Origin of the sequence: Micromonospora sp. RV43, from assembly GCF_001029515.1 — a bacterium.
GTDB lineage: Bacteria > Actinomycetota > Actinomycetes > Mycobacteriales > Micromonosporaceae > Micromonospora > Micromonospora aurantiaca.
The window spans coordinates 24,798-40,246 of record NZ_LEKG01000008.1; the positions used below are offsets into that span (position 1 = coordinate 24,798).

Sequence of the window (15,449 nt, forward strand, 5' to 3'; positions counted from 1 at the left end):
GGTGGTCACCCACGTCGTGTTCTGGGCCCTGGCGGTTGTCGCCGTGCTCGCCGGCGCTGCGGTGTTCGTCGTCGACTCGATGGCCCGCGCCAGCTACGCGCTCGCCGTGTCGTTCATCGCCGTCGGTCTGCAGGTGCTGCTGATGCAGCAGAACTACGTCGGGGTGGTGACGATCCTGATGATGGTCATGGAGATGGCCGTCATGGCGGTCTACATGGTCATGTTCATGGGCATGAACCCGGCGCTGATGCCGATGAGCATGGTCCACGACAACCGGCACGCCCTGGCGGTGTCCATCGGCGTGTTCGTCCTGCTGGCCGCCGGGGTGCTGCTCGTGCCGTGGCCCACGCGGCGCGGTGCCCCGCCCGTCGACGTCACCGAGGCGTTGGGGGAGGAATTGATGGGTCCGAAGATGCTGGTCATGACCGGCGTTGGGGCGGTCATGGCGGTGACCATCGTCGCCGGCGTGGTCCTCGCCGCCCACCGGACCCGCTACGACCGGTTCGGCGACGACCTGCGCCGGCGACCGGCCGACGACCCGCAGCCCGGAGGGGTCGGCCGATGACCCTGCAGACCGTGCTGCTCGTCGCGGCCGCGCTGTTCAGCGTCGGCCTCTACGGCGCCCTGTCCCAGCAGGTCGTCGTCATGGTGATGATGGGGCTGGAGCTGATGCTCAACGGTCTCATCCTGGCCGGCGCCGGATTCTGGTGGTTCCTCGCCCCGCACCCGTCCGGGCAGGTCCTGCTGCTGGTCATCATCACGGCGATGACCGTCGAGATGGCGATGGGCTTCGCCGTGGCCACCCACCTGCACCGGGTACGCCGCACCGACATGACCGACATGGCCGCGGACCTGTCCCGATGAACGGGCTTGCGCAGGCGGCGCTCTGGTCACTGGTGGCCCTACCGGCTGGCGTCGGCGCGTTGCTCGCGTTCGACCGGCGGGCTGACCGGCTCGCGGCACCCGTCGCGCTCACCGTTGCCACCGGGTCGGTGGCCCTGTCGGCGGTGGTCGGGGTGGCCCGGCCGCGGGTGGCGGCGCCGTTCCTCGCCGGCACCGAGTTCGCGCTCGCCGTCGACGGGCTCGCCGCCCTGGTGCTGCCGATGTTGACGGTGGTCACCCTGCTCGTGCTACTCGCCGCAGCAGGGGAGATCCGCCGCTCCCGGGCCCGCTTCCACGGCCTGATGCTGCTCTTCGCCGCCTCCGTCGCGCTCACCGCCACCGCGGCGACGCTGCCCACCCTGCTGTTCGCCTGGGAGATCATGGGCGCCGCCTCGTACGCCCTGATTGGGTTCTGGTGGCGCGACTCCGACCGGGTGTCCGCAGGCCTGACCGCGTTCGTCACCACGCGCGCCGCCGACCTGGGCCTCTACCTCGCCGCCGGCGCGGCCCTCGCGGGCGGCGCCGGTCTGGCGTTGCGCGATTTGCCCGACAGCAGCCCCGGCTGGCGGCACCTCATCGCCGCCGGGATGCTCATCGCCGCGCTGGGCAAGGCCGCGCAACTGCCCTTCTCGTTCTGGCTTTCTCGGGCGATGGCCGGCCCGAGCCCGGTCAGCGCGCTGCTGCACTCCGCGGCCATGGTCGCCATGGGCGGTTACCTGCTGCTGCGCGTCGAGCCGCTGCTGGCCACGACCGGGTGGGCGGGCCCGGCCACCATGTGGGCCGGAGCGGTGACGGCGCTCCTGCTGGGGGCGGTGGCGGTCGCCCAGCGGGACCTCAAGCAACTCCTCGCCGCCTCCACCTCCGCCCAGCTTGGTTTCGTGGTGCTAGCCGCCGGGGCCGGCGGGATCGCGGGCGGCGCGACGCACCTGATCGCGCACGCCGCCACCAAGGCCTTGCTCTTCCTCGCGGCCGGAGCTTGGCTGACGGCGCTGGGCACCAAGCAGCTCGCCGGGCTGCGCGGGGTCGTCGCTCGGTGGCCGTGGGTCGGGTGGACGGCAACCGTCGGTGCGCTCGCGCTCGCGGGGATGGCGCCGCTGTCGCTGTGGGCGACCAAGGACGAGGTCCTCGCGGCGGCCCTCGAGCAGTCGCCGTGGCTCTACGCGGTGGGGTTGGCCGCGTCGGCGCTCTCCGCCGCCTACGCGGGGAAGGTGCTGGTGGTCATCTGGCGGCGGGTCCCCCCCGACCAGCAGGCCGACGTCGACGCCCACCGGGACGAGGAGGAGACGGCCACCAGGCGGGTCGGCGTCCTACAGCAGGCGCCGCTGGTCGCGCTCGCGATCGGTGCGGGGTTCGCTGGCCTGCTGGCTCTGCCACCGGTCGGCGCCACGGTCGCGCGGACCGTCGGGCAGCCGGAGAAGTTCCACGTGTCGCTGCCGGAGCTTGGGGTGTCGGCGGTGATCGCACTGGTCGTCGTCCTGGCGGTCGCCCGCCGCCCGATCCCCGAGCCGCGCTGGGCGCTGCACTGGCTCGGGCTGGAGCCCGCAGCACGAGTCCTGGTCGTCCGACCGACGCTGCGCTGCGCCGAGGCGTTGGCCCGTTTCGACGACCGGGTCTTGGACCGGGCCGCGGTAGCCCTGGCGCGCACGGTGCTGAGCCTGTCCCGCCGGGCCGGCTCGTTCGACGACCGGGTCCTCGACCGGGGCGTCGAATTCGCCTCGGCCCGGACGCTACGGATGGCCGCTCGGGCCGGCCGGGCCGACGACCGGTGGCTCGACGGGGCGGTGGAGGCGTTCGCCGCCGGGATGCGCCGGCTCGGGCAGTTCGCGCGCCGGCCGCAGACCGGACAGCTCTACCAGTACTACCTACAGGCCGTCGTGGTGCTCCTCGTCGGTGTCGTCGTCCTCGTGGTGTTGGGGTGAACCCGTGCTCAGCGTGATTGTCTTCCTTCCCCTGTTCGCAGCGGTGGCACTGGTCGCGCTGCCGCGGCTGGGAGACACCGCGGCGCGCTGGACCTGGATCGCCGTGACCGCCGTCGATCTCGCGTTGATCGCCGTCGTCTGGTGGCGTTACCACACCCCGCCGACCGGTGAGCTCGCCTTCGCCGAGCGGGCGGCGTGGATTCCCGGCGTGAACAGCAGCTACCACATCGGTGTGGACGGGCTCTCGCTGCCGCTGGTGGTGATGACCGCCGTGATCTTCCTGGCCTGCGCGGTGTACGCACTGCACGAGCGACACCGGCCCCGAGGGCAGGCGGCGCTGTTTCTGTTCCTGCAGAGCGTCAGCCTCGGTCTGTTCGTCGCCGCCGACCTGGTCCTGTTCTTCGTCTTCTTCGATCTGTCCATCGTCGGCATGTACTTTGTCATCGCCGGCTGGGGCCATGGCAACCGGGCACACTCGGCGCTGAAGTTCTTCCTCTACACCTTCCTCGGCTCCCTCGCGTTGCTGGTTGGGTTCATCGGCCTGTACGTCGCTGCCGCCCCGCACACGTTCGACATGCCGGAACTCGTCGCCACGCCGCCGTTGCAGGGCCGGCCGGTCGCGGGTGGGCTGGTGCTGGCGGCGATCCTGCTCGGTCTGGCGGTGAAGACGCCGACCGTGCCCTTCCACACCTGGCTGCCGCCGGCACACACCGACGCACCGGCCGTCGGCTCGGCGGTCCTCGCCGGGGTGCTGCTGAAGATGGGCACCTACGGCTTCGTCCGCATCGCCATGCCGATGCTCCCGCAGGCGTGGAGGGCGTGGGCCTGGGTGGTCGTCGTCGTCGGCGTCGTGTCGGTGCTCTACGGGGCGCTCGTCGCGCTGGCCCAGTCCAACGTCAAACGCATGATCGCGTACACGTCGGTCAACCACATGGGCTACATCGTCCTCGCCGTCGGCGTGGCCGGCCTGGTCGCCGCCGACACCGCCCAGGCTCGCGGCGTGGCGGTCGTCGGGGCGGTCACCCAGATGGTCAGCCACGGCCTGATCACCGCGGCGCTGTTCCTGCTCGCCGGCGTCCTGCGGGACCGCGCCGGCACCTACGACATGCGTGACTTCGGCGGGCTCGGCGCGCCCGCGCCGACCTTCGCCGCGCTGTTCGCCGTGGGTGCGTTCGCCTCCCTCGGCCTGCCCGCCTTCTCCGGCTTCATCGCCGAGTTCCAGATCTTCACCGGCAGCGTCGCCGCGGCACCGGTCACCGCCGTCGCCGTGCTCGGCATCCTGATCACCGCGGCGCTGTTCCTCCGCGCGCTGCAACGCGTCTTCACCGGCGACACCACCGGCAGGTCCATCGGGTTCACCGACCTGCGCGCCCGCGAACTCTGGTCGGTCGGGCCGCTGCTGCTGCTGTCCCTGCTGATTGGGGTGCTGCCGCGCCCGCTGCTCGACGTCATCGAACCGGCAGCCCACGCCGTCGTCGGCCTGCTCGGGCGGTGACCGGTGGAAACGGAGATGATGCGACCGCTGCTGCTGGTCCCCGAGATGCTGCTCGCCGGCGGCGCCCTCGCCGCTCTGATCGGCGGTTCCTTCGTCCCCCGCCACCGGCAGTGGATCATCCGGATCTTCACCGCCGTCGTGCTCGTCGCCACGATCGTCGTCGCCGCGATCCAGTTGGGCGAGCCGGCGACGAGCGCCTTTGACAACTCGTTCGCCGTCGACACGGCCACCGGGATCGCCCGCATCCTCGCGGCGTCCGGCACCCTGCTCATCCTGGCGATCGCGGCCGACGAGATCTCCGGTACCGCGCGGGAGAGCGAAACCTACAGCCTGCTCCTGTTCTCCACCGCCGGCGCGGTGCTGCTGGCCGGGGCGAACGACCTGCTCGCCCTCGCCGTCGGGTTCCTGCTCGCCAGCATCCCGCTCTACGCGCTGATCGGTCTTGCCCACACCGCTGCCGGCGCCGAAGCCGCGCTGAAGACGTACCTGTTGGGAGCCTTGTTCGGGATCCTGCTCCTGCTGGGCGTCACCGTGCTGACCGGCCTGTCCGGCACCACCACCTATCCCGAACTTTCGCAGCGCCTGCCGGACATGCCCCGCGGGGCGGTCGCGGTCGCTGCGGTGGCTCTCCTCGCAGGGCTGATGTTCAAGGCCGGCGGCGTACCCGCGCATTTCTGGGTGCCCGACGCCGCGCAGGGCACCTCCGCCACCGCGGCGACGTTCCTGACCACCGTTCCGAAGATCGGCGCGCTGATCGCCGTCTTCCGACTCGCCGGCGTCCTTCCCACCTCCGTGTCCTGGGCGGTCGCGGTGGCTGTCGTGGCAGCCGTCAGCATGACCCTGGGAAACCTGGCCGCCTACTGGCAATCGGACCCACGCCGGCTGCTCGGCTGGTCCACCGTCAGCCAGGTCGGGTTCCTGCTCGTGCCCATCGTGGCCATTGGACGAAGCGACCTGGCACTGCCGTCGCTGCTGCTGTACCTGGCCGGCTACACGGTGACGAACATCGCCGCGTTCGCGGTCACCGCCGCCCTTCCGGAGCACCGCGACCTCACCGACTTCCGGGGCCTGGCCTACCGGCGGCCGGGGCTCGCCGCGGCCCTGCTGGTCGCCCTCCTCGGCCTGGTGGGCACCCCGCCGACGGCGGTGTTCGTCGGCAAGCTCACCACCGCGACCGCCGCCTGGGACGGCGAGTACGCCTGGCTCGCCGTCGTCGTGTTCGTCAACAGTGTGCTCAGCCTCTTCTACTACCTGCGCTGGATCGTTCCCGTGTACCGAGAGCCCGGCGACTCGGCGGTGACCTCCGAGGCCGTCCTGCGGCGCGTCACGGCGCGGACGGCCATCCTCGCGTCGGCCGTCAGCCTGGCGCTGGGGCTGGTGGCCGGACCGCTCTGGTACGTGGTCAGCCGCTAGCCCTCGGTGACACTTTGGCTGCTCGGGCCGTCCCCTCTTCAACTATCGGCCAATAGTAGGTAAGGATGTGGGCGAACCCGCCGCGGGTGGGGCCGCTACCGCGCAGCCCCGCCCGCTTCCCAAGGCCAGAAGGAGTCCGTGCTGGTGGCATCCCTGCCCCTTCGCCGTCCCCCCGCGAGCCACCCGCCCGTCCGTCGCGGCGGGCTGGCCCGCCGTGCACTCGTCCTGCTCGCGGCCGCTGCGCTCGGCGCCGGGCTCCTGGCGGCACCGGTCCACGCCGCGCCCTCGGCGGACGAGATCGAAGCGCAGATCGACAAGCAGTGGGAACAACTCGAGCCCACCATCGAAGGCTTCAACAAGGTGCGGGCCCAGCTGAAGGTCAACCAGAAGAAGGCGGCGGACCTCGAGAAGAAGATGGCCCCGCTGGAACTGGAGTCCGCGCTGGCGATGAACCGGGTCGGCGCTATCGCCGCCCGGTACTATGTGCGGGGCCCCTCGCAGGAACTGGGTGCCCTTCTGGTGAGCACCAAGCCTGGGACCCTCGCCGAACAGTTGGTGATCCTCGACCGGCTTGCGGCCCAGCAGCACCAGGAAATCGCCGGTGTGCTGGCTGTCCGCGACCGGTACCAGGCGCAGAAGAAGAAGCTGGACGAGCTGATCGCCGCGGAGGTCAAGCAGCAGGACGAGTTGGCGGCGAAGAAGAAGCAGATCGACGCCGAGATCAAACGCCTGACCGCGTCGCTGCCGAAGACGACGGTGAAGGTAACGGGCTGCCCCACTATCAGCGGCGTGGTCAGCAGCGCCGCGCAGACGGCGATCCGCGTCGCCTGCCAGCAGGTCGGCGACCCGTACGTCTGGGGGGCCGACGGCCCGGACGCTTTCGACTGTTCTGGGCTCACCCAGTACGCCTACAAGGCCGCGGGTATCTCGCTCACTCACTTCACCGGCGCGCAGTGGAACGAGGGTCGGCCGGTGTCCCGGGCCGACGCCCGCCCCGGCGACCTGATCTTCTTCTTCAGCGACCTGCACCACATGGGGCTGTACCTGGGTAACGGCCTGATGGTGCACGCGCCGCGGGCCGGTAAGCCGGTCAACGTCCTGAGCATCACCTACATGCCGGTCGCCGGCTTCCGCCGCGTCACCTGAACCGTCGGTCGATGACAGGAGGCTCCCATGGCCGAAGGCCGCGGGAGCCTCCTGTCACCCCGGGGGATAGGTCAGGCTGTTACTCCTGGTACGCCAGGTTGATCATCATGCCGGTCTCGGCGTGGTAGATGTTGTGGCAGTGGGTCATCCACTGGCCCGGGTTGGTCGCGTCGAACTCGACCGCGACGGTCTGCTTCGGCACCACGATCACCGTGTCCTTGCGGACGCCGGTGTCGGTGACGGCGAACGTGTGGCCGTGCACGTGCATGGGGTGGAACATCGTGCTTTGGTTGACGAACTCCAGCCGCACCCGCTCGCCCTGGCCGACCAGCAGCGGGTCGAGCTTGTCGGTGGTGGTGCCGTTGATGGTCCACCGGTAGGGCATCATCGAGCCGCCCAGTTCCAGGCGGTGCACCCGATCGGCCTTGCGGCGCTCCAGTTTGACGGCGTCGGCAGGGCTCAGGCCGCCGGTGAGCAGCACTCGGAGGTCCAGCTCCGCAGGGTGGACAGTCGCGGCCGGCGGGCTGCCGGCGCCGGTGCGGACCACGGCCACGCCTTGGCCGCTCTTGCCTTCGGCGACCGCGACCAGGGGAAAGACGCCGTCGCCGAGGTCCACGGTGACGTCCGCCCGTTCCCCCATGCCGAGCACCAGGGCGTCGCAGGTGGTGGGGGTGACGGGGAAGCCGTCGGTGTGGGTGACGGTGAGACGGTGGCCGCCGAGGGCGATCCGGAACGCGGTGTCGGAGGCGGCGTTGACGAGGCGGATCCGCACCCGCTGGCGCGGTCGACCGGTCAACGTCACCGGGGCGTCCGGTGCCCTGCCGTTGATCAGATAGTGCGGGTAGACCACGTCTCCTGCCCCACCTAGCAGGGGCGAGGTCATGCTCTCCATGCCGCCCATCGACATGCCGCTCATGCCGCCGTGCTCCATGCCGGCCATGCCGTTCATGCCGGCCATGTCGTCGTGGCCGCCCATCGACTGCAGCGACGCCAACACGTCGTCGGGTGTGCGGCCGGTGCCGTCGACCCAGTCGTCGAGCACCACGATCCACTCCTGGTCGTACCGGCCGGCCTCGTGCGGGTCGTCGACCACGAGCACACCGTAGAGAGCGCGGTCGAGCTGGACTCCCGAGTGCGGGTGGTAGAAGTAGGTGCCCGGGTCAGGGGCGGTGAACTCGTAGGTGTGCGTTCCGCCCGCAGCGATCGACCGCTGGGTCACTCCGGGCACGCCGTCCATGTCGTTGCGCAGCGCGACGCCGTGCCAGTGCACGCTCGTCTCGGTGGCCAGACCGTTGGCCACCTCGACGCGGAGCACGTCGCCGGCCCGCGCGCGCAGCAGCGGACCCGGCGCGGAATCCTGGTAGCCCCAGGTCTGCACCTGCCGGCCGCCGAGGTCGAGGGTGACCGGGCGCGGGTTGAGCCTCGCGGACACGGTGCGGGCGCCGGCCCGCCGTCGCGCTGCCTCGGTCCGGGCCACCAGGTCCCCGCCCGGAGCCACGAGACGGGGGTCGAACAGCCCGCCGGCCCAGGCGGCGGCGCCGGCCGTGCCGGCGATACCGACCGTGCCGGCGATTCCGGCCAGCAGTCGTCGGCGGGTGAGGGTGGGGGACATGGCTGCTCCTTCGGCTGCGAGGAACCCTGTCTGCAGCCTGACCTTCGCCGCGGGCCGACGGCCACGTCGCACGGCTTTCTTCAGTGAATCTTCATGAGCGATCGCCGGTGACCTGGGTCCGCCCGGCCTGACCGGCAGGGCAGGATTGGCCCATGGGTGTACGTGTGCTGGTGGTCGACGACGAGCGCAGCCTGGCCAAGGTCGTCGCCAGCTATCTGGAGCGCGACGGTCACGAGGTGAGCTGCGTCTTCGACGGCCGGTCGGCGGTCGCGGCCGCCCGGCGGGACCGGCCCGACGTGGTGGTGCTGGACCTCGCCCTGCCGGGCCTGGACGGCATCGAGGTCTGCCGCCAGATCCGCACGTTCACCGACTGCTACGTGGTCATGCTCACCGCCCGCAGCGAGGAGGTCGACAAGCTCATCGGCCTCGGCGTCGGCGCGGACGACTACCTGACCAAGCCGTTCAGCCCGCGCGAACTCGTCGCCCGGATCCGCGCCATGCTGCGCCGTCCCCGCGCCGCCGTGGCCCCGGCCGCGGAGCAGTCGACCCGGACGGTCGGCGGGCTGCGGGTCGACCTGGCCGGCCGTGAGGTGTACGTCGACGAGCAGCCCGTGGAACTCACCCGGACGGAGTTCGACCTGCTTGCCGCGTTGTCCGCGCAGCCGGACACGGCGCTGCGCCGCCGGCAGCTCATCGACGCGGTGTGGGGTGCCGACTGGGTCGGCGACGAGCACCTCGTCGATGTGCACATCGCCCACCTGCGCCGCAAGCTCGGCGACGATCCCGCCGGGCCCCGGTTCATCCGCACCGTCCGCGGCATCGGCTACCGGATGGGGCGGGGATGAGACGACAACTGGGACTGCCGGGCCGGCTTCTCGCCGCCCAGGCCCTCGTGGTGCTGGTCGGCGCGGGAACCCTCGGCCTGGTGGCGGCCGTGGTCGGGCCGGCGATCTTCCGGAGCCATCTGAGGCGGGTGACCGGTCCGGTCGACCCCGGGACCGCTCATCACGTCGAGCAGGCGTACGCCTCGGCCAGCGCCCTCGCCCTGGGGGTCGCGATCGCCGTATCGCTGCTCGCCGCCCTCGCCGTCAGCGCCTACCTGGCTCGCCGCCTTGCCCGACCGGTCACCCAGTTGGCGACCGCCGCCGCGGACGTCAGCCGGGGCGACTACGCGGCACGGGTCAACGGTCCCGGCCTCGGTCCGGAGTTCGACACGGTCGCCGCCGCCTTCAACACGATGGCCGCCCGGCTGGCCGACGCGGAGGCGACCCGCCGCCGTCTGCTGGCCGACCTCGGCCACGAGCTGCGTACTCCGTTGGCCACCATCGAGGCGTACGTGGACGCGGCCGAGGACGGGATCGCGGTCGAGGGCGAGGACACCTGGACGGTGCTGCGGGCGCAGACCACCCGGCTGCGCCGTCTGGCCGAGGACGTCGTCGCGGTGTCCCGCGCAGAGGAGCACCAACTCGACCTGCGCCCCCGACCGGTCGCCGTCGGTGAGCTGGTCAGCGCTGCCGTGGCCGCCGCCCGGCCCCGGTACGCGGCGAAGGGCCTCACCCTGCACGAGCAGGTGGCACCGGACGTCGGAGTGGTCGACGCCGACCCGGTACGGATGGGGCAGGTGCTGGGCAACCTCCTCGACAACGCCCTGCGCCACACCCCACCGACCGGGCGCGTCAGCGTGCACGCCACCCGGGCTGCCGACGAGGTGCGCGTCAGCGTCACCGACACGGGAGACGGCATCGACGCGCGGCACCTGCCGCACGTCTTTGAACGCTTCTACCGGGCGGACGCCGCCCGGGACCGCGAGCACGGGGGATCGGGCATCGGGTTGGCCGTCGCCCGCGCTATCGTGACCCAACACGGCGGCAGGATCACCGCCGCCAGTGAGGGCCCCGGCCGGGGCGCGATGTTCACCGTCGCCCTGCCCGGCGCAGGGCCCGCCGCAGGCAGCTGACGAAGCGCGTGGGGGAGGCCCGTCAGCGCAACCCGTCCAGCCTGCGGCGGTACTCCTCGTCGTCCAGCTCGCCACGGGCGTAGCGCTCGGCCAGGATCCGCCGGGCGGAGTCGCCGTGGTCCGTCGCGCGTCGGCCGGTGCCGACCGTGAGCCAGACCGCCGCGACGATGATCACGGCCAGGACCAGCCAGCCGACCATCATCAGACCCATCGGCCAGAACCAACCGTTGCCATCATGCATGTGGGTCACGTCCTTTCCGCTGTCGGACCCTGCTGTTCTCCTGGACCTGACGGCGTCGCCGGCATACCCGTCGCCGCTGCCGGCTCACCTGACCGACGAATTCGTCTCCGACGGGCCGCGGCGCTCGCTGCCACCGGAGTGACCGCTGTGGTCACCGTGGCCGCCGTGCATGAACAGCATCATCAGCGGGCAGGCGAGCGCGAGCAGCCCGTACGCCACCGAACGTGCCGGCACGCCGATCGCCAGCGCCCCCGCGATGAGGATCACCAAGGCGGTCACGTACAACGGCAGATGTCGCCTCATCACCGGTCTCCTTTCTCGTAGCTCCCAAACCGAGCCTGCTCCCGGGTTCCGCCGGGCGGCAGCGCCTACCGGCCCCGGCCGTACGGTCGAAGGTCCTACCCCCTCCGGGTAGCGGTAACAGGAAGCGCTCAAGACCACGTACCAGCAGCCTTGCCCTATACCCCCTAGGGGTATATGTTCGAGGCGGAGGTGGACCTCATGACACGCCACGACACCCACCATGCCCCGCTCGCGACGGCACCCGAGCACCCGCACCCCGCTCACGGCCACGTCGCCGAGCGGCACGCAGATCACACGCCAGAGCGTCGCCCGCCGGATCAGCCCCAGCACCACGACCACCACGGGGGACACGGCGGCGGACACGACAAGCACGCCGGGCACGACCCGGAGCAGTTCCGGCGCAAGTTCTGGCTGAGCCTGGCGCTGACCGTGCCGATCGTCGCCACCAGCCACATGATCATGGACTGGTTCGGCTACACCCTCGACTTCCCCGGCATGACCTGGGTCGGGCCCGTCCTGGGGTCCCTGGTCTTCGCCTACGGCGGCTGGCCGTTCCTGGCCGGCGCCGTTCGGGAGGTCCGCGACCGGGCTCCCGGCATGATGCTGCTGATCGCGATGGCGATCACCGTCGCGTACGCCGCCTCGCTGGCCACGAGCCTGGGTGCGTTCAGCCTCGACTTCTGGTGGGAACTCGCCGCGCTGGTCACCATCATGTTGCTCGGGCACTGGCAGGAGATGAAGGCGATCGGGCAGGCCCAGGGCGCCCTGGCGGCCCTCGCCGCCCTGCTGCCCGACGACGCCGAACGCCTCGACGACGCCGGGCAGCCGCACCGGGTGCCCGCCGGCGACCTGCGCGTCGGCGACCTGGTCCTGGTCCGCTCCGGCGGCCGGGTTCCCGCCGACGGACGGATCGTCGACGGGGCCGCCGAACTCGACGAGTCCATGGTCACCGGCGAGTCCCGGCCCGTGCCCCGTACGGTCGGCGACAAGGTGGTCGCCGGCACCGTCGCCACCGACTCCACCCTGCGGGTCCGCGTCGACGCCGTCGGCGAGGACACCGCCCTGGCCGGCATCAGCCGGCTCGTCGCCCAGGCGCAGGCGTCCGCCGGCCGCGCGCAGGTGCTCGCCGACCGGTTCGCCGCCTGGCTGTTCTACCTCGCCACCGCCGCCGCGCTGATCACCTTCGGCACCTGGTGGGCACTGGGCGACGTCAACGAAGCCGTGGTCCGTACGGTGACGGTTCTGGTGATTGCCTGCCCGCACGCCCTCGGGCTGGCCATCCCGCTGGTCATCGCCCTGTCGACCGCGGTGTCGGCGAAGGCGGGCATCCTGGTCAAGGACCGCATGGCGCTCGAACGCATGCGTGGCGTGGACGCGGTGCTGTTCGACAAGACCGGCACCCTGACCAAGGGCGCCCACACCGTTACCGCCACCGCCGCCACCGCAGGGCTCACCGAGGACGAGGTGCTGCGGGTCGCCGGCGCGGTGGAGGCCGACAGTGAGCACCCGCTCGCCCGGGCCCTGGTGCGGGCAGCCCAGGGGCACGGTCTGATTGCCACGGCGCGGGACTTCCGCTCCCTGACCGGACGCGGCGTCCAGGCCGTGGTCGACGGCACCTCCTACGCGGTCGGCGGTCCGGCGCTGTTGCGGGAGCTCGATGCCACTGTGCCCGCCGACCTGGCGGACGCCAGCAGCCGGTGGTCGGCCCGCGGCGCGGCCGTCCTGCATCTGCTGCGGCTGCCGGCGGACGGCCGACCCGAAACGATCGGCGCGTTCGCGCTGGAGGACGAGGTCCGGCCGGAAGCCCGGGAGGCGATCACCGAGCTGCGGGAACAGGGCGTCAAGAAGATCGTGATGATCACCGGAGACGCCCGCCCGGTCGCCGAGGCGGTCGCCGCCGACCTGGGCTTCCGCCCCGGTGTGGACGAGGTGTTCGCCGAGGTGCTCCCGGCGGACAAGGACCGCGCGGTCGCCGACCTGCAGGCGCGGGGCCTGACGGTGGCCATGGTCGGCGACGGGGTCAACGACGCGCCCGCCCTGGCCCGCGCCGACGTCGGCATCGCGATCGGCGCCGGCACCGACGTGGCCATCGAATCCGCCGGTGTCGTCCTGGCCTCCTCCGACCCGCGCGGCGTCACCGGCGTGATCCGGCTGTCCCGCGCGTCCTACCGCAAGATGGTGCAGAACCTGGCCTGGGCGGCCGGCTACAACGTGGTCGCGATCCCCGTCGCGGCCGGCGCGCTGGCGTGGGCGGGCGTGGCGCTCAGCCCGGCGGTCGGCGCGGTGCTGATGTCCGCCTCCACCATCGTGGTGGCGCTCAACGCACAACTGCTCCGACGGGTCCGCCTCACCCCCGGACGCCGTTGAACGTCCCGCTCTGGCCCGGCCGGCTCGCCGCAGGCCGGGCCAGAGCCGTCACGAGGGATCCGGGCGGCGACACGGACCGCCGGTAGGCGACCGCGACGGCCAGGGACAGCACCACGATCCACCCGGAGGCCAGCACCAGCGCGCCGAGTTCGTCGAACCCCCGGGTCAGCGCGCCGTCGAGGAGAACCCTGACGCTGCCGTAGCCGGGAAGCGCCTTCGCCCAGGACGGCGGCTGGGAGCGCAGCATCGGGCTCTGGCTGATGCCGAGGTCGAGAAAGGGCAGCAGAAACGCCATGAACACCCCACCGACCCGGCCGAAGACCGGCGCGAGCAGCGCACCGACGAGCGCGTACGTGCCGGCGACCAGAAGGTTCCCGGCGGCGTACACCGGCCAGCGGACCGCGTCGAACACCGACGCCGTGGTGGCCAGCGACACCACCGTGGCCAGCAACGCCGCGGCGGCGAGCACCCCGAGCCGGCCGGCCAGCAACGCCGCCGGACGCAACCCCGCCAGGGCCGCGCGGCGGTCGCCGGCGCGGCTGTCCAACAGCGTGAACAGACCGGCCAACGCCGCCAGCGAGGCGACCGCGATGGGCGCCATCGTCGCCCCGTGCACCTCGGGCATCGGGTAACTCCCGGCCAGCCGCCGGCCGTGCTCCCGCACCGTCACCGTGATGGGCTGGTCGGGAGTGATCGCGTCCGCCAGCAGGATGAAGATCACCGGCACCGCGACGTAGAGCGCCCACAGGGCCGGATTGCGGCGGGCGTCGCGCCACGCCGCCCGGCCGGCGCCCGCAAGCTGGGCCCGCCACCCGCCCGGCCGCTGCCGGCGACGGGGCTGCCCGGCGCGGCGGGTACGCCGCACCGCGAGGGTCCAGGCGACCGCGACCGCCGCGACGGTCCACACCAGGGCCCAGCCGACGTCGCCGAGCCGGCCGGCGTGCCCCGACGGGAGATCCACCATCCACGAGGTGACGAAATGCGTCGGCAGTATCCGGGTGCCCACCCGCTCCTGGGCCCCCATCGCCGGGCCGAGAAAGACGTCCAGGATCCAGATCAACAGCACCACCACCGAGCCGTTGACCGGGTTGCTCACTAGCGTTCCCACGGCCGTGCCGATGGCGACGTAGATGACCGCCGCCATGAGTGTGCCGACCACCACGTGCCCCGGGCGGTCGATACCGGTCCGGAGCGCGAGTGTGACCAACGCGATCGCGCTGACCAGCACGGCCAGCGCCAGCCCGGTGAGAAGCCGGGCCGCGACCATGCGTGCCGGCCGCAGCCCGGCCAGCACCACCCGTTGGTCAGTGTCGCGGGTGGCGGCGCTCTGGAAGTACATGCCGATGCCGGCGAGGAACGCCGCCGACCACGCGGCGGTGGCGTTCTCGACCGCCGCGCCGCCGCGGCCGCCGAGAATCCGCGCGGCATCGGCCAGGGTGCCCGCCACCACCGCCACGAAGACCACGGGTACGACGACCAGCAGCAGCAGGTTCACCCGGTTGCGGGCGTAGTCGGCCAGGAACCGCCGCACGAACGCCAGGACGGTCACCGGGATGCCACCCGGCCGTCCGTGATGGCCACGATCCGGTCGAAGCGCTCCTCGTCCACCACGAAGTGGCTGATGACCAGTGCGCTGCGGCCGGCCCGCCGGCGCTCGCCGACCAGGTCCCAGAACTTCTGGTACGTGTCCCAGTCGAAGCTCGCGTAGGGCTCGTCGAGCAGCATCAGTTCCGGGTCCGGCAGCAGGGCCAGTGCCAGGTTGAGCTTGGCGAGGGTTCCGCCGGAGAGCCGCTCGGCGCGGGTGCGGGCGTACCGGGGGAAGCCCAGTTGGTCATACAACGACTGCCGGGACCGCTCCGTCTCCTCCTCGGCCATGCCATAGGCGTGGCCGAACAGGTCGAAGTGCTCGTCGCAGGTCAGCCGCGGATACAGCTGCGGGCTCTGCGGGCAGTAGCCGATCCGTCCGCGGTGCGACACGGTCCCCGCGTCTGCGCGTAGCGCGCCGACCAGAATCTTCATCAGGGTGCTCTTGCCCGAGCCGTTCTCACCGATCACCCCGACCACCTGACCTGGCCCCAGGTCGAGATCCACCCCACGCAGCACGGGCAACGCCG

Annotated in this window: 14 protein-coding genes; 9 read left to right on the forward strand and 5 right to left on the reverse strand. The window is 72.0% G+C overall.

Going from position 1 to position 15,449, the window contains the following annotated elements:
* Position 1 precedes the first annotated feature (1 nt).
* The 6 genes from ABD52_RS03710 (at position 2) to ABD52_RS03735 (ending at position 6,855) form a co-directional block, all read left to right on the forward strand.
* On the forward strand, positions 2-565 hold the full coding sequence (locus tag ABD52_RS03710; protein WP_013476062.1) for an NADH-quinone oxidoreductase subunit J: 564 nt from the start codon (positions 2-4) through the stop codon (positions 563-565).
* A complete protein-coding gene (locus tag ABD52_RS03715) occupies positions 562-864 on the forward strand; it encodes an NADH-quinone oxidoreductase subunit K (protein WP_013476063.1) in 303 nt (100 codons plus the stop codon). The genes ABD52_RS03710 and ABD52_RS03715 overlap by 4 nt, the downstream gene beginning before the upstream one ends.
* Positions 861-2,801 carry a proton-conducting transporter membrane subunit gene (locus tag ABD52_RS03720; RefSeq protein ID WP_013476064.1) on the forward strand — a complete coding sequence of 647 codons (1,941 nt, stop codon included), beginning with the start codon at positions 861-863 and terminating at the stop codon, positions 2,799-2,801. Before ABD52_RS03715 ends, ABD52_RS03720 begins: the two co-directional genes overlap by 4 nt.
* Before the next feature lie 4 nt (positions 2,802-2,805).
* A complete protein-coding gene (locus ABD52_RS03725; RefSeq protein WP_013476065.1) occupies positions 2,806-4,296 on the forward strand; it encodes a NuoM family protein in 1,491 nt (496 codons plus the stop codon).
* A 3-nt stretch (positions 4,297-4,299) separates the two neighbouring features.
* Entirely contained in the window at positions 4,300-5,709 is a 1,410-nt protein-coding gene (locus ABD52_RS03730; protein ID WP_030271518.1) for an NADH-quinone oxidoreductase subunit N, read from the forward strand.
* Positions 5,710-5,862: 153 nt separating this feature from the next.
* Positions 5,863-6,855, forward strand: coding sequence for a C40 family peptidase (locus ABD52_RS03735; RefSeq protein WP_047890786.1), 993 nt, complete (start codon positions 5,863-5,865; stop codon positions 6,853-6,855).
* 79 nt (positions 6,856-6,934) lie between these two features.
* Here ABD52_RS03735 and ABD52_RS03740 read toward each other — a convergent pair whose 3' ends face one another.
* Entirely contained in the window at positions 6,935-8,467 is a 1,533-nt protein-coding gene (locus tag ABD52_RS03740; RefSeq protein WP_013476068.1) for a multicopper oxidase family protein, read from the reverse strand.
* Positions 8,468-8,619: 152 nt separating this feature from the next.
* On the opposite strand from ABD52_RS03740, the gene ABD52_RS03745 reads away from it, so the two are divergent.
* Both ABD52_RS03745 and ABD52_RS03750 read left to right on the forward strand, forming a co-directional pair.
* Positions 8,620-9,312: a response regulator transcription factor gene (locus ABD52_RS03745; RefSeq protein ID WP_013476069.1), complete on the forward strand. Its 693-nt coding sequence runs from the start codon at positions 8,620-8,622 to the stop codon at positions 9,310-9,312.
* Positions 9,309-10,424 (forward strand): cell wall metabolism sensor histidine kinase WalK, encoded by a 1,116-nt coding sequence (locus ABD52_RS03750; RefSeq protein ID WP_013476070.1) that lies wholly within the window; start codon positions 9,309-9,311, stop codon positions 10,422-10,424. The genes ABD52_RS03745 and ABD52_RS03750 overlap by 4 nt, the downstream gene beginning before the upstream one ends.
* A 22-nt stretch (positions 10,425-10,446) precedes the next feature.
* On the opposite strand, the gene ABD52_RS03755 is transcribed toward ABD52_RS03750, so the two are convergent.
* Together ABD52_RS03755 and ABD52_RS03760 are read right to left on the reverse strand one after the other, a co-directional pair.
* Positions 10,447-10,665: an SHOCT domain-containing protein gene (locus ABD52_RS03755; RefSeq protein WP_013476071.1), complete on the reverse strand. Its 219-nt coding sequence runs from the start codon at positions 10,663-10,665 to the stop codon at positions 10,447-10,449.
* A gap of 84 nt (positions 10,666-10,749) precedes the next feature.
* Positions 10,750-10,968 carry a DUF2933 domain-containing protein gene (locus ABD52_RS03760; RefSeq protein WP_013476072.1) on the reverse strand — a complete coding sequence of 73 codons (219 nt, stop codon included), beginning with the start codon at positions 10,966-10,968 and terminating at the stop codon, positions 10,750-10,752.
* 198 nt (positions 10,969-11,166) lie between these two features.
* Between ABD52_RS03760 and ABD52_RS03765 the strand changes: the two genes are divergently transcribed.
* Positions 11,167-13,335, forward strand: a complete 2,169-nt coding sequence (locus ABD52_RS03765; protein ID WP_225319487.1) for a heavy metal translocating P-type ATPase — start codon at positions 11,167-11,169, stop codon at positions 13,333-13,335.
* Here the strand turns inward: ABD52_RS03765 and ABD52_RS03770 are convergent.
* Positions 13,316-14,884 (reverse strand): ABC transporter permease, encoded by a 1,569-nt coding sequence (locus ABD52_RS03770; RefSeq protein ID WP_063778291.1) that lies wholly within the window; start codon positions 14,882-14,884, stop codon positions 13,316-13,318. The genes ABD52_RS03765 and ABD52_RS03770 overlap by 20 nt on opposite strands.
* The gene (locus ABD52_RS03775) at positions 14,881-15,426 is read right to left on the reverse strand and encodes an ATP-binding cassette domain-containing protein (protein ID WP_235437323.1); all 546 of its coding nucleotides are present in this window, start codon (positions 15,424-15,426) and stop codon (positions 14,881-14,883) included. The genes ABD52_RS03770 and ABD52_RS03775 overlap by 4 nt, the downstream gene beginning before the upstream one ends.
* Positions 15,427-15,449: the final 23 nt, after the last annotated feature.

Coding starts and splice junctions, on each gene's coding strand:
- ABD52_RS03715 (WP_013476063.1), top strand. CDS start 562: ATGACCCTGCAGACCGTGCTGCTCGTCGCGGCCGCGCTGTTCAGCGTC.
- ABD52_RS03720 (WP_013476064.1), top strand. CDS start 861: ATGAACGGGCTTGCGCAGGCGGCGCTCTGGTCACTGGTGGCCCTACCG.
- ABD52_RS03740 (WP_013476068.1), bottom strand. CDS start 8,467: ATGTCCCCCACCCTCACCCGCCGACGACTGCTGGCCGGAATCGCCGGC.
- ABD52_RS03745 (WP_013476069.1), top strand. CDS start 8,620: ATGGGTGTACGTGTGCTGGTGGTCGACGACGAGCGCAGCCTGGCCAAG.
- ABD52_RS03750 (WP_013476070.1), top strand. CDS start 9,309: ATGAGACGACAACTGGGACTGCCGGGCCGGCTTCTCGCCGCCCAGGCC.
- ABD52_RS03755 (WP_013476071.1), bottom strand. CDS start 10,665: ATGCATGATGGCAACGGTTGGTTCTGGCCGATGGGTCTGATGATGGTC.
- ABD52_RS03760 (WP_013476072.1), bottom strand. CDS start 10,968: ATGAGGCGACATCTGCCGTTGTACGTGACCGCCTTGGTGATCCTCATC.
- ABD52_RS03765 (WP_225319487.1), top strand. CDS start 11,167: ATGACACGCCACGACACCCACCATGCCCCGCTCGCGACGGCACCCGAG.